This is a genomic window from Pseudomonas sp. GW821-FHT09E04, assembly GCF_059416185.1.
In genome coordinates, this window is the sequence record NZ_JBWKOR010000007.1 from 101,191 (window position 1) to 122,046 (window position 20,856).

21 protein-coding genes are annotated in these 20,856 nt (G+C 59.9%); 11 read left to right on the forward strand and 10 right to left on the reverse strand.

Annotation, left to right across the window (positions count from 1 at the left end; all coding sequences use genetic code 11):
• Window positions 1–170: 170 nt before the first annotated feature.
• The 4 genes from glyA to AC07N4_RS24440 all read left to right on the forward strand — a co-directional run bounded on the left by glyA (window position 171) and on the right by AC07N4_RS24440 (window position 4,490).
• The gene (gene glyA / locus AC07N4_RS24425; RefSeq protein WP_096820849.1) at window positions 171–1,424 is read left to right on the forward strand and encodes a serine hydroxymethyltransferase; all 1,254 of its coding nucleotides are present in this window, start codon (window positions 171–173) and stop codon (window positions 1,422–1,424) included.
• Between the two features lie 278 nt (window positions 1,425–1,702).
• The gene (locus tag AC07N4_RS24430) at window positions 1,703–3,016 is read left to right on the forward strand and encodes a C4-dicarboxylate transporter DctA (RefSeq protein ID WP_085608708.1); all 1,314 of its coding nucleotides are present in this window, start codon (window positions 1,703–1,705) and stop codon (window positions 3,014–3,016) included.
• Window positions 3,017–3,065: 49 nt separating this feature from the next.
• Complete coding sequence (locus tag AC07N4_RS24435; protein WP_007950980.1) at window positions 3,066–3,770, forward strand: FadR/GntR family transcriptional regulator; 705 nt, start codon at window positions 3,066–3,068, stop codon at window positions 3,768–3,770.
• 24 nt (window positions 3,771–3,794) lie between these two features.
• Window positions 3,795–4,490: a GntR family transcriptional regulator gene (locus AC07N4_RS24440; protein ID WP_493066475.1), complete on the forward strand. Its 696-nt coding sequence runs from the start codon at window positions 3,795–3,797 to the stop codon at window positions 4,488–4,490.
• 13 nt (window positions 4,491–4,503) lie between these two features.
• On the opposite strand, the gene yjiA is transcribed toward AC07N4_RS24440, so the two are convergent.
• The 3 genes from yjiA to AC07N4_RS24455 form a co-directional block, all read right to left on the reverse strand.
• Window positions 4,504–5,475 carry a GTPase gene (gene yjiA, locus AC07N4_RS24445; protein ID WP_493066474.1) on the reverse strand — a complete coding sequence of 324 codons (972 nt, stop codon included), beginning with the start codon at window positions 5,473–5,475 and terminating at the stop codon, window positions 4,504–4,506.
• A gap of 89 nt (window positions 5,476–5,564) precedes the next feature.
• A complete protein-coding gene (locus AC07N4_RS24450; RefSeq protein WP_003228401.1) occupies window positions 5,565–5,762 on the reverse strand; it encodes a YbdD/YjiX family protein in 198 nt (65 codons plus the stop codon).
• A gap of 15 nt (window positions 5,763–5,777) precedes the next feature.
• Window positions 5,778–7,844 carry a carbon starvation CstA family protein gene (locus AC07N4_RS24455; RefSeq protein ID WP_493066473.1) on the reverse strand — a complete coding sequence of 689 codons (2,067 nt, stop codon included), beginning with the start codon at window positions 7,842–7,844 and terminating at the stop codon, window positions 5,778–5,780.
• Between the two features lie 159 nt (window positions 7,845–8,003).
• On the opposite strand from AC07N4_RS24455, the gene AC07N4_RS24460 reads away from it, so the two are divergent.
• Complete coding sequence (locus AC07N4_RS24460; RefSeq protein WP_085712214.1) at window positions 8,004–8,372, forward strand: PilZ domain-containing protein; 369 nt, start codon at window positions 8,004–8,006, stop codon at window positions 8,370–8,372.
• Here AC07N4_RS24460 and radA read toward each other — a convergent pair whose 3' ends face one another.
• Genes radA through katB form a run of 3 tightly spaced genes read right to left on the reverse strand, consistent with a single transcriptional unit; the run spans window position 8,373 to window position 11,924 of the window.
• Complete coding sequence (gene radA / locus AC07N4_RS24465) at window positions 8,373–9,740, reverse strand: DNA repair protein RadA (RefSeq protein WP_039771749.1); 1,368 nt, start codon at window positions 9,738–9,740, stop codon at window positions 8,373–8,375.
• Window positions 9,741–9,785: 45 nt separating this feature from the next.
• Window positions 9,786–10,331, reverse strand: a complete 546-nt coding sequence (locus tag AC07N4_RS24470) for an ankyrin repeat domain-containing protein (RefSeq protein WP_096820843.1) — start codon at window positions 10,329–10,331, stop codon at window positions 9,786–9,788.
• A 51-nt stretch (window positions 10,332–10,382) separates the two neighbouring features.
• Window positions 10,383–11,924, reverse strand: a complete 1,542-nt coding sequence (katB, locus tag AC07N4_RS24475; RefSeq protein ID WP_493066472.1) for a catalase KatB — start codon at window positions 11,922–11,924, stop codon at window positions 10,383–10,385.
• Between the two features lie 284 nt (window positions 11,925–12,208).
• On the opposite strand from katB, the gene mscL reads away from it, so the two are divergent.
• Entirely contained in the window at window positions 12,209–12,622 is a 414-nt protein-coding gene (mscL, locus tag AC07N4_RS24480; RefSeq protein WP_102621112.1) for a large-conductance mechanosensitive channel protein MscL, read from the forward strand.
• A 33-nt stretch (window positions 12,623–12,655) separates the two neighbouring features.
• Here mscL and AC07N4_RS24485 read toward each other — a convergent pair whose 3' ends face one another.
• Window positions 12,656–13,432, reverse strand: a complete 777-nt coding sequence (locus tag AC07N4_RS24485; RefSeq protein ID WP_493066471.1) for a ferredoxin--NADP reductase — start codon at window positions 13,430–13,432, stop codon at window positions 12,656–12,658.
• Window positions 13,433–13,777: 345 nt separating this feature from the next.
• Here AC07N4_RS24485 and AC07N4_RS24490 point away from each other — a divergent pair, with 345 nt between their 5' ends.
• Both AC07N4_RS24490 and AC07N4_RS24495 read left to right on the forward strand, forming a co-directional pair.
• Complete coding sequence (locus AC07N4_RS24490; protein ID WP_102621114.1) at window positions 13,778–14,491, forward strand: autoinducer binding domain-containing protein; 714 nt, start codon at window positions 13,778–13,780, stop codon at window positions 14,489–14,491.
• Window positions 14,492–14,657: 166 nt separating this feature from the next.
• Window positions 14,658–15,782: a methyltransferase gene (locus tag AC07N4_RS24495; protein ID WP_102621115.1), complete on the forward strand. Its 1,125-nt coding sequence runs from the start codon at window positions 14,658–14,660 to the stop codon at window positions 15,780–15,782.
• 69 nt (window positions 15,783–15,851) lie between these two features.
• Here AC07N4_RS24495 and AC07N4_RS24500 read toward each other — a convergent pair whose 3' ends face one another.
• Genes AC07N4_RS24500 through AC07N4_RS24510 form a run of 3 tightly spaced genes read right to left on the reverse strand, consistent with a single transcriptional unit; the run spans window position 15,852 to window position 18,524 of the window.
• Window positions 15,852–16,019 (reverse strand): DUF2474 domain-containing protein, encoded by a 168-nt coding sequence (locus tag AC07N4_RS24500; protein ID WP_007950992.1) that lies wholly within the window; start codon window positions 16,017–16,019, stop codon window positions 15,852–15,854.
• Window positions 16,020–16,076: 57 nt separating this feature from the next.
• Window positions 16,077–17,084, reverse strand: a complete 1,008-nt coding sequence (gene cydB, locus AC07N4_RS24505; protein ID WP_085697554.1) for a cytochrome d ubiquinol oxidase subunit II — start codon at window positions 17,082–17,084, stop codon at window positions 16,077–16,079.
• Between the two features lie 3 nt (window positions 17,085–17,087).
• Window positions 17,088–18,524, reverse strand: coding sequence for a cytochrome ubiquinol oxidase subunit I (locus tag AC07N4_RS24510; RefSeq protein WP_096820838.1), 1,437 nt, complete (start codon window positions 18,522–18,524; stop codon window positions 17,088–17,090).
• Window positions 18,525–18,924: 400 nt separating this feature from the next.
• Between AC07N4_RS24510 and AC07N4_RS24515 the strand changes: the two genes are divergently transcribed.
• The 3 genes from AC07N4_RS24515 to AC07N4_RS24525 all read left to right on the forward strand — a co-directional run bounded on the left by AC07N4_RS24515 (window position 18,925) and on the right by AC07N4_RS24525 (window position 20,851).
• Window positions 18,925–20,163 carry an MFS transporter gene (locus AC07N4_RS24515; protein WP_493066470.1) on the forward strand — a complete coding sequence of 413 codons (1,239 nt, stop codon included), beginning with the start codon at window positions 18,925–18,927 and terminating at the stop codon, window positions 20,161–20,163.
• Between the two features lie 107 nt (window positions 20,164–20,270).
• The gene (locus AC07N4_RS24520) at window positions 20,271–20,549 is read left to right on the forward strand and encodes a type II toxin-antitoxin system RelE/ParE family toxin (RefSeq protein ID WP_102621117.1); all 279 of its coding nucleotides are present in this window, start codon (window positions 20,271–20,273) and stop codon (window positions 20,547–20,549) included.
• A 14-nt stretch (window positions 20,550–20,563) separates the two neighbouring features.
• Window positions 20,564–20,851: a HigA family addiction module antitoxin gene (locus AC07N4_RS24525; protein ID WP_102621118.1), complete on the forward strand. Its 288-nt coding sequence runs from the start codon at window positions 20,564–20,566 to the stop codon at window positions 20,849–20,851.
• The last annotated feature ends 5 nt before the right edge of the window (window positions 20,852–20,856 follow it).

The following is a 20,856-nucleotide window of genomic DNA, read 5'->3' on the forward strand; positions in this document are numbered from 1 at the left end:
CTGGCCTCGGTTATTGTGCGAACCGGCTGGTCAGCGAAAAGGCCGGCACGGACGCCACATATCTGGTCATGAACGCCACTTGTCTGCGACATGATGTCGTTTCATATGCCATCCAAAACCCGATGGGTTAGAATGCCCCCCTTTTCTGCCCCCGATCCTTGAGGACCGCCATGTTCAGCCGTGATTTGACTATTGCCAAGTACGACGCCGATCTTTTTGCCGCCATGGAGCAAGAAGCCCAGCGCCAGGAAGAACACATCGAGCTGATCGCTTCGGAGAACTACACCAGCCCAGCGGTGATGGAAGCTCAAGGCTCGGTTCTGACCAACAAGTACGCCGAAGGCTACCCGGGCAAGCGCTACTACGGTGGTTGCGAGTACGTCGACGTTGTTGAGCAACTGGCCATCGACCGCGCCAAAGAACTGTTCGGCGCCGACTACGCCAACGTTCAGCCGCACGCCGGTTCCCAAGCCAACGCCGCTGTCTACCTGGCCCTGCTGTCGGCCGGTGACACCATCCTGGGCATGAGCCTGGCTCACGGCGGTCACCTGACCCACGGCGCCAGCGTTTCCTCCTCCGGCAAGCTGTACAACGCCATCCAGTACGGCATCGACGCCAACGGCCTGATCGACTACGACGAAGTCGAGCGTCTGGCGGTCGAGCACAAGCCGAAAATGATCGTGGCCGGTTTCTCTGCCTACTCGCAGATCCTGGACTTCCCGCGTTTCCGCGAAATCGCCGACAAGGTTGGCGCCTACCTGTTCGTCGACATGGCTCACGTGGCCGGTCTGGTCGCCGCTGGCGTCTACCCGAACCCGGTTCCGTTCGCTGACGTCGTGACCACCACCACCCACAAGACCCTGCGCGGTCCACGTGGTGGCCTGATCCTGGCTCGCGCCAACGCCGACATCGAGAAGAAGCTGAACTCCGCCGTATTCCCGGGCGCCCAGGGTGGCCCGCTGGAGCACGTGATCGCCGCCAAAGCGATCTGCTTCAAGGAAGCACTGCAGCCTGAGTTCAAGGCTTACCAGCAACAAGTGGTGAAAAACGCCCAGGCCATGGCCGGCGTGTTCATCGAGCGCGGTTTCGACGTGGTTTCCGGCGGTACTGAAAACCACCTGTTCCTGCTGTCGCTGATCAAGCAGGAAATCTCCGGTAAAGACGCCGACGCCGCTCTGGGCAAAGCGTTCATCACCGTGAACAAGAACTCCGTGCCAAACGACCCACGCTCCCCGTTCGTCACCTCCGGTCTGCGCTTCGGTACTCCGGCTGTGACCACTCGCGGCTTCAAAGAGGCTGAGTGCAAAGAGCTGGCTGGCTGGATCTGCGACATCCTGGCTGACCTGAACAACGAAGCGGTGATCGACGCCGTTCGTGAGAAAGTCAAAGCCATCTGCAAGAAACTGCCGGTATACGGCGCTTAATTGCGACGCTAAAACCGCAGCATGAAAAACCGGCCAAGTGATTGGCCGGTTTTTTTTCGTCCACAAAAAAGTTTCGAACGCCAAATGGCTCAAGGTCGGGGCATTGCGCCCAACTGGTCAGACCGGTCATGCCAATTCGTCATTTTTCACTTGCGATCCGCCAAAATCAGCGCCTAGACTGCACCCGCACTGGACATACCGGTAAGACCACAATAATTAAGTCCTGAATCTGATACGCCCCGCGTACGGCAGCCAGGACACCGACCAGGATTCCTCCCATGCTCAGATGGTGCTCGCGTTCAATCTTCCTCCAAGTGGTTCTCGGACTGGTGCTCGGCATCGTCTGCGGGCTGACCCTTCCTGAATACTCGGCCCAGCTCAAACCGCTCGGCGACGGTTTCATCAAACTGATCAAGATGCTCATCGGCCTGATCGTGTTCTGCGTGGTGGTCAGCGGCATCAGCGGCGCCGGCGACCTGAAGAAGGTCGGGCGCATCGGCCTCAAGTCGGTGATCTACTTCGAAGTGCTGACCACCATCGCGCTGGTGATCGGTCTGGTGTTCGCGTTCAGCACCGGGATCGGCAGTGGCGCCAATATCCATCTGGAGCAGCTGTCCGCCGCCGACATGGGCGATATCGCCGAACGCGGCCAGCACATGCACACCACCACTCAGTTCCTGATGGACCTGATCCCGACCTCGGTACTCGGCGCTTTCGCTGACAACAACATCCTGCAAGTGCTGTTGTTCTCGGTGCTGTTCGGCAGCGCGTTGAATCTGGTGGGCGAAGCCGCTTCCGGGATCTCGCGGCTGATCAACGAACTGAGCCATGTAATCTTCCGGATCATGGGCATGATCGTGCGTCTGGCACCGATCGGCGTGTTCGGTGCCATCGCCTTCACCACCAGCAAATATGGCCTCGATTCCCTGCAACACCTGGGCAGTCTGGTCGGCTTGTTCTACCTGACCTGCATCGCCTTCGTCGCGCTGATTCTCGGTCTGGTAATGCGTCTGTCCGGCCTGCGCATGTGGCCGCTGCTCAAGTACCTGCGCGAAGAACTGCTGATCGTCATGGGCACCGCCTCCTCCGACGCCGTGCTGCCGCAGATCATGCGCAAGCTTGAACACCTGGGCATCGGCAGCTCGACCGTCGGGCTGGTGATTCCCACCGGTTACTCGTTCAACCTCGATGGTTTTTCGATCTACCTGACCCTGGCCATTGTGTTCATCGCCAACGCCACCGGCACACCGCTGGCCATGACCGACCTGCTGACGATTTTGCTGGTGTCGCTGATCACCTCGAAAGGTGCCCACGGCATTCCGGGTTCGGCGCTGGTGATTCTGGCGGCCACGCTGACGGCCATCCCGGCGATTCCGGTGGTCGGTCTGGTGCTGGTGCTGGCGGTGGACTGGTTCATGGGCATCGGCCGGGCGCTGACCAACCTGATCGGCAACTGCGTCGCCACCGTGGCCATCGCCCGCTGGGAAAAGGATATCGATGTGCAACGGGCGAACAAGGTGCTCAACGGCGAGCAGGGCTATAACTTTCAGCCGAGAAAAACGGTCGCTCAAGCGGCGGCCAAAGAATTCTGAATGATCGCCGTGCCTGCGCAGATGCAGGCACGGCTCATGGAGCGAACACGTGATTACTACATCCACCGTCGTCAACTCAGTGGTAGAAAAACTTCGGGCCGCCCTCGCCCGTGGCCAGTGGCGCTCCGGCGAGATGCTGCCGGGCCAGCGCGAACTGGCCGAGCAACTGGGCATCAGCCGCCCGAGCCTGCGCGAAGCGGTGATCGTGCTGGAAACCCTCGGTCTGGTGCGTTCGATGCCGGGCAAAGGCGTGGTGGTGCTCGACGCCCAGGCCAGTGACAGTCAAAGCCACGACAGCGCAGTGGCCGGCGCCAGCCTCGAAGATGTGCTGCAACTGCGCTACACCCTCGAACCGTTCATCGTCGGTCTGGTGGCGCAGTCGATCAGCAGCAAGGAAGTCGGGCAACTGCGCCTGACCCTGATGGACATGCGCGAAGCCCTCGAGGCAGGTGACAGCGAGGCCGGCGTCAGCGCTTATATCGCGTTTCACGAAGAGCTGTTCACCCTGACCTCGAACCCGATTTTCCAGAGCGTGGTGCAACAGACCAGCAACGCCCTCAAGCAGAGCGCCGAAGTGCTGCGCAATTCGCCGGAGCACCTGGCCGAACGCCTTGAGGAAAACGAGGCCGTGGTGCGCGCGATCCGCAGCAAGAACAGCGCTCAGGCCAGCGCCGAGATGCGCCGGCATATCCTGCGTGAAGGCCAGCGCATGGGGATCGAGCTGAATATCCCGGATGACAACCTGAGCCACTGAAACGCCTCACACTGGAGACCGGCCATGAACAGTCTTGCCACGCCGTCGCATTCTCGCCAGACCTCGGCGGCCCTGCCCTTCTCCCGCCTGCAGACGCCGGTGGACGAGCTATATCCGCGACTGTTCGACGCAATCCTCGAACAACGCCTCGATGCCGCCAGCCGCTTCACCGAAGAGAGCCTGAAGCAGATGTTCGGTGTCAGCCGCGCGGATGTGCGTCGGGCGCTGACCCAACTGTCCCACGAACAGATCATCGTGCTGCGGGCCAACCATCGACCGCGCATAGCCGCGCCGGACGCCGAGCAGACACGTCAGGCCTTGCACGCCCGGCGCCTGGCCGAGACCACGCTGGTGCGACTGGCTTGCCAGCATGCGCAGGCTGAAGATCTGAAACGCCTGCGCACCTTGATCGAACGTGAGCGCCAGGCTGTGGATAAAGACCGACGCGGCGCGGCGATTCGCCTGTCCGGGGAGTTTCATTTGCAGTTGGCGAAAATGGCCGGGAATGCACCGCTGGCGCATTTTCTCGGTACGCTGGTGCCGCTGACTTCACTGGCGATTGCGCGATGCACTGAAACCACGCACAGCTGTTGCGGTTGGCAGGACCACGCCCGGATCGTCGAGGCGATCGAGCGTGATGACGCCGCCGAGGCCGTGTCGCTGATGAACCGTCATCTGGATCATCTGGAACAGACGATTCTCAGCGGTTCCACGCACTGAGACAGCGGCGGACTCAGTCCGCCGCCACCTTGGCAAACCCCGCCCGGATCTTCTCTTCCGGCAGATCATCGGCGATAAACACGATCACGCTTTCCCGTGCCTCGCCCTCGGCCCACTCGGTGTCCCAATCGAAGCCGTAGAGTTTCAGCACGCCCTGGAACACCATCCGACGATCTTCGCCCGCAATGTTCAGCACGCCCTTGTAACGCAGCAATTGCTTGCCGTGCTCTTCCAGCAATTCGTTCATGAACTCGCTGAGCTGATCGATATCCAGTGGCTGATCGGTACGCAACACCAGACTGGAAATCCGGTCGATGGACGGCGCCTTGCTGACCGGGCGCAGACTCACCCCGCCGCCGAGATCGGCATTCAGGTTGAAGCCTCGCACATCGAGCAATTCAGCCAGATCGATGTTGCCGTGTTCGACCACGCGAATCGGCGCACGGCGGTTGATACGGGTCAGGCGTTCGCTGAGTGCGGTGAACGCTGCCTCGTCCACCAGATCGGTCTTGCTCACCAGCAAGCGGTCAGCAAAACCGATCTGCGCCTGGGCGATGGTCTGGGTCAGGTGCAGCTCGGCATGGGCCGCGTCGACAAGGGTGATGATGCCGTCGAGCAGGTAACGCTCACGCAGTTCTTCGTCGATGAAAAAGGTCTGTGCCACTGGCGCCGGGTCGGCCAGACCAGTGCACTCGATGACCAGCCGATCGAAGGCGATTTCGCCGCTGTCCAGCCGTTCGAGCAGCAAGTACAGGGCTTTGGTCAGGTCGGTGTGGATGGTGCAGCAGACGCAGCCGTTGGCCAGGGTCATGACTTGCACCGGCTCGTCGCCCAGCAACTGGGTGTCGATACCGGCGTCGCTGAATTCGTTTTCGATCACGGCGATTTTCAGGCCGTGCTCGGCTTTCAACAGATGGCGCAGCAAGGTGGTCTTGCCGGCGCCAAGGAAACCGCTGAGCACCGTGACCGGGATGGGAGAAGACAAACTCGATCTCCTTCAATTGCACACATAAAAATGGGAGCAGGCCGAAAGACCTGCTCCCACCTCACTTCTGGTGAACCGCGATCAGCGGCTCAACAGCACTTCGGCCCACCCTTGCCACCGTAACGGGCTTCCTGACGTTCGCGAAAGAACATCTCGTAGCTCATCACCGGTTTGTCCGGGTGTTTGGTTTGCATATGCTCGACGTACGTGTCGTAGTCGGGCATGCCGACCATCAGGCGCGCGGCCTGACCGAGGTATTTACCGAGGCGACTCAGGTCATTGAACATGGTGCAATCCTCTGGTTACGCGTCCGGCAGGGCCTGGAACGGCGATTCTTTATCCGTACGCTCTTTTTTGCCCCAGGCGGCGATGCCGACCTTGAGCGCATAGAACAGGATGCTGAATACCACGAACAGGAACAGCGCGGTCAGCGTTGCGTTGGTGTAAGCGTTGAAGATCACGTGCTGCATCTGCTCGACGCTCTTGGCCGGTGCGATCACCTGGCCTGCGGCCAGTGCATCGCTGTACTTCTTGGCCAGCGACAGGAAGCCGACAGCCGGGTTGGCGTCGAACAACTTGATGAAGCCTGCAGTCGTGGTGCAGATCAGTAGCCAGGCAGCCGGCAGCAGAGTGACCCAGATGTAGCGCTGACGCTTCATCTTGATCAGGACCACGGTGCCGAGCATCAGCGCGATACCGGCCAGCATCTGGTTGGAGATACCGAACAGCGGCCACAAGGTGTTGATGCCACCCAGCGGATCGATCACGCCCTGATACAGCAACCAGCCCCACATCGCCACACAACCGGCAGTGGCGATCAGGTTGGCGGTCCAGGATTCGGTACGTTTCAGCGCCGGCACGAAGGAGCCGAGCAGATCCTGCAGCATGAAGCGCCCGGCACGGGTGCCGGCGTCCACAGCGGTCAGGATGAACAGCGCTTCGAACAGGATCGCGAAGTGGTACCAGAACGCCATGGTGTTTTCACCCGGCAGGACACTGTGCAGGATCTGCGCGATACCGACCGCCAGGGTCGGTGCACCACCGGCACGGGCCAGGATGGTGGTTTCGCCGATGTCATGCGCCACGGCTTGCAGCGCCTCAGGCGTGATCGCAAAACCCCAGTTGCTGACAGCGGTTGCCACCGCCACCACGTCACCGCCGACGACTGCCGCCGGGCTGTTCATGGCGAAGTACACGCCAGGCTCGATCACCGAAGCGGCAACCATGGCCATGATGGCCACGAACGATTCCATCAGCATGCCGCCGTAACCGATGTAGCGGGCGTTGGTTTCGTTATCCAGCAGTTTCGGCGTGGTGCCGGACGAGATCAGTGCGTGGAAGCCCGATACCGCACCGCAAGCGATGGTGATGAACAGGAACGGGAACAGACCGCCCTTCCACACCGGGCCGGTGCCGTCGACGAACTGGGTCAGGGCCGGCATTTTCAGCTCCGGCATGGTCACCAGGATACCGATCGCCAGGGCAATGATGGTACCGATCTTGAGGAACGTGGACAGATAGTCACGTGGCGCGAGGATCAGCCAGACCGGCAACACAGCGGCAACGAAGCCGTAACCGATCAGCATCCAGGTGATTTGCACGCCGGTGAAGCTGAAGGCCTTGGCCCACACCGGGTCAGCGGCAATCTGCCCGCCCAGCCAGATCGAACCGAGCAGCAGCACCACGCCGATCACCGAGATCTCGCCGATGCGGCCCGGGCGGATGTAGCGCATGTAGATGCCCATGAACATCGCGATCGGGATGGTCGCCATCACGGTGAAGATGCCCCAAGGGCTCTCGGCCAAGGCTTTGACGACGATCAGCGCCAGCACCGCGAGGATGATGATCATGATCAGGAAGCAGCCGAACAGCGCGATGGTGCCGGGGATACGGCCCATTTCTTCACGCACCATGTCGCCCAGGGAGCGGCCGCTGCGACGGGTGGACATGAACAGGACCATGAAGTCCTGCACCGCGCCCGCCAGCACCACGCCGGCAATCAGCCACAGCGTGCCGGGCAGGTAGCCCATCTGCGCAGCCAGTACCGGACCGACCAGAGGCCCCGCGCCGGCGATGGCCGCGAAGTGGTGTCCGAAGAGAATGTGTTTGTTGGTTGGAACGTAGTCCAGACCGTCATTGTTGAGCACGGCGGGGGTGGCCCGGCGTGGATCGAGTTGCATCACATTGTTAGCGATGAACAGACTGTAGTAACGGTACGCAACCAGATAAATGGCCACGGCGGCGACCACGATCCACAAGGCGTTGATCGCCTCGCCTCGGCGCAATGCCACTACGCCCAGGGCGCACGCTCCTACGATTGCCAGCACTAGCCAGGGTAAGTGGCGCAGCAGGCTATTATTATTTTTCATTTTATTATTCCAGCCAGGGTGGACAAGAAAGACAGCCACCCCGAGTTTAGCGCTACTGGCGGCAAAGGCCATACCCCGACATTGGTCGGACGCCCTGCCTGACTGGCAACACTCGACGTGGCGGGTCTATAGTCAGCGAACCGTCCAGAGGATTGCGCCATGAGCGAGCACCCGTCCGAGCGTCGCCGCTTCAAACGTATCGCGTTCGATGCCAGAACCGAATTGAGCCAGGGTGAATACATCTGGCCGGTGAAGCTGATCGACCTGTCGCTCAAGGGATTGTTGATCGAGCGGCCGGAGCCGTGGCTGGGGGATGAAACGCAGGACTTCAACGTCGACATTCACCTGAGCGACGACACCGACATCCAGATGGATGTGCAACTGGCGCACGACGATCATGGGCAACTGGGTTTCCAGTGCCGGCACATCAGCCTGGAATCGATCCAGCGCCTGCGCCGCCTGATCGAGCTCAACCTCGGGGATGAGGCCGAGCTCGAACGAGAGCTTGGCGCGTTGATGGAGCTCTGATTACTCGAAGAGTGAATCCAGCGCCTGTTCCAGACGCGTCACTGCAATGATCTGCAAGCCTGGAGGCGCTTCCTTCGGCGCGTTGCCCTTGGGCACGATCGCGCGCTTGAAGCCGTGCTTGGCCGCTTCCTTCAAACGCTCCTGACCGCTCGGCACTGGACGCACTTCGCCGGACAGGCCGACTTCACCGAACACCAGCAGATCGTGGGGCAACGGACGGTTGCGCAGACTCGACATGACGGCGGCCATCAACGCCAGGTCGGATGCGGTTTCCAGCACCTTCACCCCTCCGACCACGTTGAGGAACACGTCCTGATCGTGGGTCGGAATGCCGCCATGCCGGTGCAACACCGCCAACAGCATCGCCAGACGGTTCTGATCCAGGCCAAGGGTGACCCGACGCGGGTTGGCCAGATGACTGTCATCCACCAGCGCCTGGACTTCCACCAGCATCGGCCGGGTGCCTTCCCACGTCGCCATTACCACACTGCCCGGGACTTCTTCCTGAGCGCGTGTGAGAAAAATAGCCGAAGGGTTGGAGACTTCTTTCAGGCCCTTGTCGGTCATGCCGAACACGCCCAGCTCGTTGACGGCGCCGAAACGGTTTTTCACCGCCCGCAGCAGGCGCAACCGGCCATCGGACTCGCCTTCGAAATACAGCACAGTGTCGACCATGTGCTCCAGAACACGCGGGCCGGCCAATGCGCCTTCCTTGGTGACGTGGCCGACCAGGAAAATCGCCGTGCCGCTTTGCTTGGCGTAACGCACCAGCAACGCCGCACTTTCGCGTACCTGGGACACGCCGCCCGGTGCCGATTGCAGTTGTTCGGTGAAAATCGTCTGGATCGAGTCGATCACCATCACCTTGGGTTTTTCCTGGCGGGCGGTGGCGATGATGGTTTCGATACAGGTTTCGGTCATGACCCGCAGTTGATCCTGCGGCAGCCCAAGGCGACGTGCGCGCATCGCCACTTGTTGCTGGGATTCCTCACCGGTGACGTACAGCGCCGGCATGGTCTTGGCCAGGTTGCACAGGGTCTGCAACAGAATCGTCGACTTGCCGATACCCGGATCGCCGCCGATCAGCACCACCGAGCCGTCCACCAGACCACCACCGAGTACTCGATCCAGCTCACCGGAGGCTGTGGAAAAACGCGGAATCTCTTCGATGCTGACTTCGGCCAGGGTCTTGATCTGCGCCTGTTGCCCGGCCCAGCCGGTGCGCCCGCTCGGGGCGGCGGCACCACCGCTCTCGACCATGGTTTCGGTCAGGGTGTTCCACGCGCCGCATTCGCCGCACTGCCCGGCCCACTTGGGAAAGGTTGCGCCGCACTCGGTGCAGCCGTACATGCGCTTGGCCTTGGCCATCTGAACCCCCGGCAAAAACCGCGATGATAACGCAGCCGTCGCCGATCAGCGCGGCGCGGCGGTACGGATTTCCCCGCTGGCCAGACGCGCGGCGCTGTTGCCCAACGGATCTTGCGCGTTCAGATCGGCGCCCCTGGCCTTGAGAGCGTCGAGCAAGGCCTCACGCTTGAACAGCCCTGCGTACATCGCAGCGGTCTGACCCGCCCCGTTGCGTTGGTCCGGGTTGCAGTCGGTAGCCATCAATCGACGGGCGATCTGCAATTCCCCTTTGAATATGGCCCCCATCAGGGCGGTGTTTCCGCGCTGATCCTGGGCACAGGCATTCGCCCCGGCAGCCAGCAACTTGTCCACCGCGTCACCTTCGCCGTGGTAGGCCGCGAGCATCAGCGCGGTGTAACCCTTGGCATCTCGGGTATCCAGGGAATAGCCCGCCTCGATGAAGGTGTCGAGTACGGCGATATCGCCCTCACGGGCGGCATTGAAGTAGTAGTCCTGCAATTGCGCCTTGAGCACATCAGGGTCCTGTTCGGCCGGTGCAGCCATGGTCGCGAACGACAGACAGCCCAGCAACAGCGAAAGATAGAACCGCATGAGTCACCTCCTTGAAGGGAAACGGAGCCCTTTCGGGCCCCGCGATCGTTCTTAGTCGACCAGTTTGGCCGCCAGGGCCTTGACCCGATCCAGGTCACCCTTGGCCACCTTGGTCACGCCGGCGCCGTACTCCGGATCGGCCTTATAGAGGAAGGACAGGATGATGTGCTTGCTCTCGTCATCGGTGCTCGCCAGCGAACCGCCAAAGCTCTCGATCAGGTCCTGACGTTCCTTCTTGCTGAAGGATCGATACAGATCACCGGCTTGCTTGAAGTTCTGCTCACGCTGGATTTTCGCCTGCTGAGTGCTGCCTTGCAGGGACGTCTGGCTGTACCGTGCGCCTTGTGGCTCCTCACGCGGGTGCAAGCGACTCGGCTGGTAGTTCACGCCCGTATTGCTGGCGCCGAAGTTCATCGCGCCATCCTGATTACCATTGTTCACCGCAACTTTTGGAGCGTTGATGGGGAGTTGCAGGGCATTGGCACCCAGGCGATACATTTGAGTATCGGCATAGGAGAACACTCGGCCTTGTAACAAGCGATCTTCCGAAGGTTCGATACCGGGAACAATATTGGCCGGCGCCATGGCCACCTGTTCAGTTTCCTGGAAGACATTTGCCGGATTGCGGTTCAAGACCATTTGTCCAACTTTCCGTTCAGGAACATTGGGCCAGATCTTGGTTGCATCCAATGGATCGAAATCAAACTTGGACAAATCTTGCGGATTCAGGACCTGAATGTACAAGTCCCACTTCGGAAAATTGCCCTTGTTGATATTAGTTACCAAGTCATTGGTCATGTGACTGTAGTCACGACCCTGAACTTTTGCGACTTGTTCAGGATCGAGGTTCTTGATCCCCTGCAAACTTTTCCAGTGAAACTTCACATAGTGCACTTCACCCTTGTCGTTGACCAACTTGTAGGCGTGCACACCGTTGCCATCCATCTCCCGATAACTGGCGGGTGTCCCTGAGTTGGAATACAGCTCGGTCAATGTACGAGTGGCTTCCGGTACATGAGAGAAGAAGTCGAAACGGCGCGAGTCGTCGTCCAGGTTAGTGCGCGGATCAGGCTTGAAAGCATGCACCATGTCCGGGAACTTGATGGCGTCGCGGATGAAGAACGTCGGGAAGTTGTTACCGACCAGATCCCAGTTACCGTCAGCGGTGTAGAACTTGGTCGCGAAGCCCCGTGGGTCACGCAACGTCTCCGGAGAATGATTGCCATGAACCACAGCAGAGAAACGCACGAACACCGGTGTGACCTGGCCGGCAGCGAACACCTTGGCCTTGCTCAGATCACTGAGATCGTTGGTGACGGTGAACGTGCCATGAGCACCGGTGCCGCGGGCATGCACGACGCGCTCGGGAATACGCTCGCGGTCGAAGCGCTGCAGTTTCTGGATCAGTTGCACGTCCTGCAACAGCACCGGTCCATTGGCGCCGGCGGTTTGCGAGTTCTGGTTATCGCCTACCGTCGCACCGTTATCCCGGGTCAGGGGCGCGGCGTTCACGGAAAAGGTCAGCAGGCTGGCGGCCAATACGCCGACGGTACGGCGAAGGGGCAATACCCCTGAACCAAGTATGGAATTCATTTCAGGTTCCTCTGTTGTTTGAGGCGCATCCAGGTGCGCCAACCAGAGGCTAGAGAGTCATGACCGCGAACATAAATAGAAAATCCACACTCCGTCGATTGAGAAAAATAGCTTCTCGATCAGAGCCTTGCGGAGTAATTCGCGCGCGATTAGTGGCACTTTGCAAACTAATCGCGAATTGATGTGTCGATAAAAACGAGCATTGTAAGAAGGTGTTTCGCGCAGGACGCGTTTTGCTGATTTACACTGCGTACACCAAACTCATCTGTAACAAGGAAATAACTATGGGCGTGCTCAGCGAGTTCAAGGCCTTCGCGGTCAAAGGCAATGTGGTCGACATGGCCGTCGGTATCATCATCGGTGCGGCCTTCGGCAAAATCGTTTCGTCGTTTGTCGGGGACGTCATCATGCCGCCAATCGGCCTGCTGATCGGCGGGGTGGACTTCAGTGACCTGGCGATAACCCTGAAAGCCGCCGAGGGCAGCGCCCCTGCGGTCGTGATGGCCTACGGCAAGTTCATCCAGAGCATTCTGGACTTCATCATCGTCGCCTTCGCGATTTTCATGGGCGTCAAAGCCATCAACCGCCTGAAACGCGAAGAAGCCGTCGCTCCGACCTTGCCACCAGTGCCAACCAAGGAAGAAGAACTGCTGGGTGAGATCCGCGATCTGCTCAAGGCCCAGAACAATCGGTCCTGAACCCCATGAACGGCGCCTGAAGGCGCCGTTTCTTCACCAGTAGTTTTCCACCGCCACCTGCCCTGGCCGCCGCGTCAGGCTGAGGCTCATGCCCCGCTGCTTGAGCAGGGCCCGGGTGTCGTCGATCATCTGCGGATTACCGCAGAGCATGACCCGCGAATGGGCCGGATCAAGTTCAACACCTGCCGTCTGCTCCAGCTCCCCGTTTTCGATGAGCGTGGTAATGCGCCCGTTGAGGGCCCCCAAACAGGGCTCACGCGTCACCACAGGAATGAACTGGAACTTGTGAGCGTACTCGGCCAGATAGTCACGCTGCGTCAACTCGGCAATCAACTGTTGATAAGCCAGCTCCCGCGCCTCACGCACGCTGTAGACGAGGATGATTCGCTCGAATTTCTCCCACACTTCAAAGTCCTGCAGGATCGACAGAAACGGCGCCACGCCGGTGCCTGTGGATAACAGCCAGAGATCCCGACCCTCGACAAAACGATCCAGCGTCAGATACCCGAAGGCCTGGCGATCCACCAGCAAGGTGTCACCTGCCTTCAGACGGCTCAGCTCACTGGTGAACTCACCCCCGGGTACCACGATGGAAAAGAACTCAAGAAACTCATCGAACGGTGACGACACCATGGAATAGGCCCGCCACACCGTGCTTCCGTCGGCTTTGGTCACCCCAAGGCGGGCAAATTGCCCGGCGCGAAAGCGAAAGCCTGCGTCACGGGTCGTACGCAATGTGAACAGGCTGGGCGTCAAAGGCTGCACGTCAAGCAGCGTCTGGCTGCTGAATTTTTCTGCGCTGGCGGTCATGCGGCGCTCCCTCGACAAAGAGCTTCAGTGTCACTCAATTAGAGGCTTTGAAACACCGACGTTTTGTAGTGGTATTTAACACCATCATTTTTCAAGAAAAACAGAATTGTTAACAACGACCAAACAGCCTTTGAGTCAAAACTTTGAATGACGCCTTGAGTACAACTCACCCCACTTCAAGGCCTGAACTTTCACCTATCTTGAAATCCGATATTCCTATCCAGAGCAGCCTCTAAGAACAAAAAAATCCAAACACCCATACAAGAAGCGTCCTACACTCGTTTCCGTGCCTGACTCTTGGATCCAAGATCGCACCCCAGCGAAACACTCTCGGAGACTCTTCAAATGGAACTGTGGAAGGAGCGGCAGATACAGCAGGTGACATTCGCCACAAGAATTGAAACCGCCTACCCGATTCTGCTGACATTTGCCAAAAACATAGGCTTCAAATTCTGTGGGATTTCAGTCACATCGACTGAACGAGAGATACTACCCAAAGCCTTGAATATCAATAACTACCCCGAAGCATGGAACAAACAATACGAAGAGGAATGTTACTGCAAAGATGATCCGGTAGTAGCACACTGCAATCAGTCAATGCTGCCAATTACTTGGAACAAGGAACTCTTCTCAAAAACTCCGAAGTTGTGGGAAGCGTTACAGGAACAAGGACTGCAATACGGATGGTCGCAATCGTTTCATCACGAAGAAAGTGGCCTGTGCAGCATTCTCAGCCTGGCTCGGCCTCACTGTCCGATCAGCGCAATCGAGTTGTATGAACATTTTGGCTACATGTTTTACGTCACCAGCCATCTGGCCGAGTTGTTCGCGCAAGCGCTTCCCACGCGACCGGCCAAGGCCCGACCGCCTCGCCTGTCCGCTCGGGAGGTCGAGGTGTTGAAGCTGTGTGCATCCGGTAAAACCGCCTATGAAACCGCCCGAATCCTGAGCCTTAGCGAACGCACCGTTAACTATCATGTGCAAAACGTGATTCTGAAATTGAATGTCTGCAACAAGGTCTCCGCAGTCATCGCCGCCGCCAAGGCCGGGATCATCTAGTCGGCGTCCCCGAAATCAGGCAAGTAATGCAGTCGAAAAAAAAGTACCATTTGCGACCTTCCTGAGTGATGCCGCGAAACTTCGCGCCGCTGTCCACTCGGACGGTTCCGCCGCACAACACCCTGGGCCGCGGGACACCCGTTGATTACCCAGAGTCCCCCGCCCCATGCCTTTGCTCGATACGCCCTTCGCCCAGCTTGATCTGATCCGCCAGCCCGAACAGCAGAACGAACCGCTGCAAGCTTTCGATGCGGCCGACGAATACCTGCTCAATCATCTGGCCGAGCAGAACCCGGCGGCAAACACTCGGGTATTGGTGCTCAACGACAGCTTCGGCGCGCTGGCCATCAGCCTCTGCGGCAAAGTGCAGGTCAGCAGCAGCGGCGATTCGTTCCTGGCGTTTCAGGGTCTTGAAAAAAACCTGCTGCGCAATGGCCGGGTATTCGATGCGCTGCGCGGCACGCCGGCCAGCGAGCCGTTGGTCGGGCCATTCGACCGGGTACTGATCCGCGTTCCAAAAACCCTGGCGCTGCTGGAAGAACAACTGATTCGCCTGCAAGGCCAATTGGCACCCGGTGCCCAGGTGATAGCCGCAGCCATGGTCAAACACTTGCCCCGCGCTGCCGGTGATCTGCTGGAACGCTACATCGGCCCGGTTCAGGCTTCGCTGGCCGTGAAGAAGGCGCGCTTGTTGATCGCCACGCCTGAGGCCAAGGCTGCGGCCGTCTCGCCTTATCCGACCCGCTATCGCCTCGACGAGCCGGCCATCGAACTGCTCAACCACGCCAACGTGTTCTGCCGCGAAGGGCTGGATATCGGTACTCGCGCCTTTCTTCCGCACTTGCCGAAGAATCTCGGCGCGGCGCGGGTTGCCGATCTCGGTTGCGGTAACGGCGTACTGGCCATCGCCAGCGCCCTGCAAAACCCTGATGCGCATTACACGCTGGTGGACGAATCGTTCATGGCCGTGCAATCGGCGGCCGAGAACTGGCGCGCGGCGTTGGGTGAACGTGAGGTGATCGTTCGCGCCGGCGACGGTCTGGCCGGGCAGGAAGCGCAATCGCTCGACGTGGTGCTGTGCAACCCGCCGTTCCATCAACAACAGGTGGTCGGCGACTTCCTCGCCTGGCGCATGTTCCAGCAGGCTCGTGAAGCGCTGGTCGTCGGCGGTGCGTTGTACATCGTCGGCAACCGTCACCTGGGTTATCACAGCAAACTGGCGCGGCTGTTCCGGGGCGTCGAGCAAGTCGCGGCCACGCCGAAGTTCGTGATCCTCAAGGCGCGTAAATAATCCGGGCAAAAAAAACCCTCCGGTCGGAGGGTCAAAAATCCGTGCCGCAAGGCGACGGGATGGGAAGTTTCAGTGTGTAGTCAGGCCTGCGGCGTTCATGAACATGCGCATCAGGCTGGCGACGATGAACAATGCACCGACGCTGCCGACCCAGATCATGGCCAACCAGCCAAGCCGCTGCCACAGCGGCTTTTTTTCGGCTTCTTCAATGTCGTGCAGGGAATGTTTGCCGGTCATGCTTGCATCCTCCGGTTGAGGGAGATGGCGCCGCTGTCGGCGCCATCGTGATCACCCCTAGTGATAGCCGTCTTCATGGGTGACCTTGCCGCGGAACACGTAATAGCTCCAGAAGGTGTAACCCAGGATGAACGGGATGATGAACAGCGTGCCGACCAGCATGAAGCCCTGGCTTTGCGGCGGTGCGGCGGCGTCCCAGATCGAGATCGACGGCGGCACGATGTTCGGCCACAGGCTGATACCCAGACCGCTGTAGCCGAGGAAGATCAGCACCAGGGTCAGCAGGAACGGCATGTAGTTGGCATTGCGCGCCACCGCGCGGATCAGACCGTACATCGTCACCAGCACCAGAATCGGCACCGGCATGAACCAGAACAGGTTCGGCATGCTGAACCAGCGCGTCGCGATTTCCGGATGGGCCAGCGGCGTCCACAGACTGACGATGCCGATCACCGCCAACAGCACGAAGGCCAGAGGGCGCGCCAGGTCATGCATCTGCTCCTGAAGCTTGCCTTCGGTCTTCATGATCAGCCACGTGCAACCGAGCAAGGCATACGCCACCACCAGCGCAGCGCCGCAGAACAGCGTGAACGGCGTCAGCCAGTCCAGTGAGCCGCCGGCGTATTGCCGGTTGACCACCGGCAGCCCATCGATGAATGCGCCAAGCGCCACGCCCTGGAAGAACGTCGCCGCCACCGAACCACCGATGAACGCCTTGTCCCACAGGTGACGCTTGTCGTCCTTGGCCTTGAAGCGGAACTCGAACGCCACGCCACGGAAAATCAGCCCGATCAGCATGAAGATCAGCGGCAGGTACAGCGCCGACAGCACCACCGAATAGGCCAGCGGGAAGGCGCCGAACAACGCAGCGCCCCCCAATACCAGCCACGTTTCGTTGCCGTCCCATACCGGGGCGACAGTGTTCATCATCACGTCGCGGTCAGTCTTGCCGGGGATGAACGGGAAAAGAATCCCGATCCCCAGGTCGAAACCGTCCATGACCACGTACATCATGATGCCGAAGATGATGATCACGGCCCAGATCAGCGGAAGATCAATACCCATGACTCAAATCTCCTTGGTCAGGCTGCGGTCGTGTTCGGCGCCATCGTCGTCGGCAGCGGACAACGGACGGGCCGGTGTGCGTTTCTGGCCAGGACCACCGTCGTTGGTTTCCTTGCCTTCGTCGGTCTTCGGCCCTTTGCGCACCAGGCGCATCATGTAGCCCAGACCCGCACCGAACAGCGCGAAATACACCACCACGAACATGATCAATGTGATGCTCATCTGCATGAAGCTGTGGTTGGAGGACGCATCCGCCGTGCGCATCAGCCCGTAGACCACCCACGGTTGACGACCGATTTCAGTGGTGAACCAGCCCGCCAGGATCGCGATCAGGCCGGACGGGCCCATCCACAACGCCAGGTACAGGAACGGCCGCGAGGTGTAGAGCGTGTCGCGTTTGCGCAGCCACAGGCTCCAGAGACCGGTGAAGATCATCAGGAAACCGAGGCCGACCATGATCCGGAACGACCAGAACACGATGGTCGAATTCGGCCGGTCTTCCGGTGGAAACTCCTTGAGCGCCGGAACTTGCTTGTCCAGCGAGTGCGTCAGGATCAGGCTGCCGAGGTACGGGATCTCCACCGCGTACTTGGTTTTCTCTTCCTTCATGTCCGGCCAGCCGAACAGGATCAGCGGCGTCGCCTCATTGCCGTGGTTTTCCCAGTGGCCTTCGATCGCGGCAATTTTCGCCGGCTGATGCTTGAGGGTGTTGAGGCCGTGGAAGTCACCGATGACCGCCTGGATCGGCGCAACGATCAACGCCATCCACATCGCCATCGACAGCATGGTGCGAATCGCCGGGTTGTCCTTGCCGCGCAGCAGGTGCCAGGCCGCGGAGGAGCCGACGAAGAATGCGGTCGCCACGAACGCCGCCGTCGCCATGTGCATCAGGCGATACGGGAACGACGGGTTGAAGATGATCGCCAGCCAGTCGGTCGGGATGACCTGGCCATTGACGATCTCGAAACCCTGCGGGGTCTGCATCCAGCTGTTGGAAGCCAGAATCCAGAACGTCGAAATCAACGTGCCGATGGCAACCATGACCGTGGCGAAGAAGTGCAGCTTGCGTCCGACCTTGTTCCAGCCGAACAGCATGACGCCCAGGAAACCGGCTTCGAGAAAGAAAGCCGTAAGCACTTCATACGTGAGCAAAGGCCCGGTGACGGAACCGGCGAAGTCCGAGAAGCGGCTCCAGTTGGTGCCGAACTGATAGGCCATGACCAGGCCCGAGACCACCCCCATGCCGAAGTTGACGGCAAAGATCTTCGACCAGAAATGGTAGAGATCGCGGTAGGTGTCGTTGCCGGTTTTCAGCCACAGGCCTTCCAGCACCGCGAGATAACTCGCAAGACCGATGGTGATCGCCGGGAACAGGATATGGAACGAGATGGTGAACGCGAACTGAATTCGGGCGAGATCTAGTGCCTCTAAACCGAACATAAGCTTTCCTCTATCAGATAACGGTTCCAAGGCTGGCGGCCTTGAACCACTGCCCCCACGGGTATGGAGTGCGGCGAACTCGGATTCGTTCTTCTTTTTACAGGCATCGCGACGCAGGGAGTCTGCCGACGGGTCCCGGATCAGTTCCGCGAAGGGTCTTGATCTGGATCAATCAACGTTGAAAGAGTAGTCCCATTTCCGACGGGGAACCGCGTGGTCTTTTGCCGCGTGACAAGTTGCCTCAGAGTCTTGGTAAAGCCCTGAAATACATCGATGGCCGGGTTGAGTGTCCGGGTCCCGAAAAATCGATGCCTGGCTAACTAAATTTTTTGTCATAGCAACTTCCTGTTACAGACTGGTGATAATCTCGCGGTTCCCCTCGTTCAAGACCGGCCCGCAGATGCCCAGCCAAGAGCCCTTGCTGTTACGCCACCACCGTCCCTTTCTTGCGTTCTGGTTTGCCCGGATCTTCACCGCCAGCGGTTTCCAGATGCTCACCGTGGCGATCGGCTGGAATCTCTATCAACTGACCGGCAACGTGCTCGACCTGGGTCTGGTTGGCCTGGTGGAATTCGCGCCACGGGTGCTGTTCATGCTGCACACCGGGCATGTCGCCGACCGCTACGACCGGCGCAGGGTCGCGGCGATCTGTCAGTCCCTACAGGCCTTGATCGCCTTGGCACTGGCCATCGGCAGCGCCACCGACCATGTCACCCGGGAAATGATTTTTATCCTGGCATTCCTGCTGGGCGCCGCGCGCTCCTTCGAGATGCCGACCACCCAGGCGCTGCTGCCGAGTATCGTGCCCAGCGCTTTGTTCCCGCGGGCGGTCGCCGCCGCGCAATCGGCGCAGCAATCAGCCACTATCGTCGCCCCGGCGATGGGCGGTCTGCTCTACGCCTTCGGCAGCGTGTGGGTCTATGGCCCGACGGTCATTCTGTACGTCATCGCCTGCACCTTGATGCTCAACCTGCCTGCCCGACAAACCCCGCTGAACAAGGGCAAGGCGACGCTGGACTCGTTGCTGGCGGGGATTCGTTTCATCCGCAGCCGCCCGGACATCCTCGGGGCGATCTCGCTGGACCTGTTCGCCGTACTGCTCGGCGGTGCCACGGCATTGTTGCCGGTGTTCGCCAAGGACATCCTGCTGACCGGGCCGTGGGGCCTGGGGTTGCTGCGTTCGGCGCCGGCGGTCGGGGCGTTGATGATGTCGCTGTTCCTGGCGCGCTTCGCCGTCGAACGCAACGTCGGCCGGGTGATGTTCACCGCCGTCGGTGTATTCGGCGTGGCCACCATCGCCTTCGGTCTGTCGACATCGTTCTGGTTCTCGCTGGCAGTGCTGGTGGTACTCGGCGCGGCGGACATGATCAGCATGGTGATCCGCGCCTCGTTCGTGCAACTGGAAACCCCGGACGAAATGCGCGGCCGGGTCAGCGCGGTGAACGGCCTGTTCATCGGCGCCTCGAACCAGTTGGGCGAATTCGAATCCGGCCTCACCGCCCACTGGTTCGGCACCGTACCGGCAGTGGTGATGGGCGGGATCGGTACGCTGGTGGTGACCGGAACCTGGATCAAACTGTTCCCGACCCTGGCCAATCGCGACCAGATGCATGTGCCGGTGGAAGAGGTGAAGGCCTAGCTGCACCGCTGTCACCTGCGGAATAAACCCGCCAAGCACAATCAGCTCGAAAAGATGCGGTACATAGATACCGCATTGAGTGTAATGTATCGCCTTACACTCGCCCCATGATCAAATCCTTTCAGCACAAAGGCCTTCGTGGCTTCTATGAAAACGGTTCGACTCGCGGGATTCGCGCCGATCACGCTAAACGGCTGTCGCGTATGCTGCAGTTCATGGATCGGGCAGCGGTTCCCGGGGATCTGGACCTTCCCGGTTGGCGTCTGCATCCACTGAAAGGGGAACTTTGCGAGTACTGGTCACTGAGCGTGTCCGGGAACTGGCGGGTTATCTTTCGATTTGCAGGGTCGGACATCGAACTGGTTGATTATCTGGATTACCACTGACAGGAGGCAGGCTCATGCCCATGCACAACCCGCCACACCCCGGTGAAACGCTGCTGATGGATGTATTGCCGGAGCTTGGTATCAGTGTCACCGAATTGGCTCGGCATCTCGGATTCGCCCGCCCTCACCTTTCTCGTGTATTGCACGGACATGCACCGATCAGCCCGGATCTGGCCGTCCGTCTGGAGCGAGCGGGGATTGGCAAGGCTCGCATGTGGCTAGGGGTTCAAACCGATTACGATCTTTGGCAAGCGGAGCATCGTGAGCAGCCAGCCATCCAGCGAATCGCCGCTCACGCCTGACGATC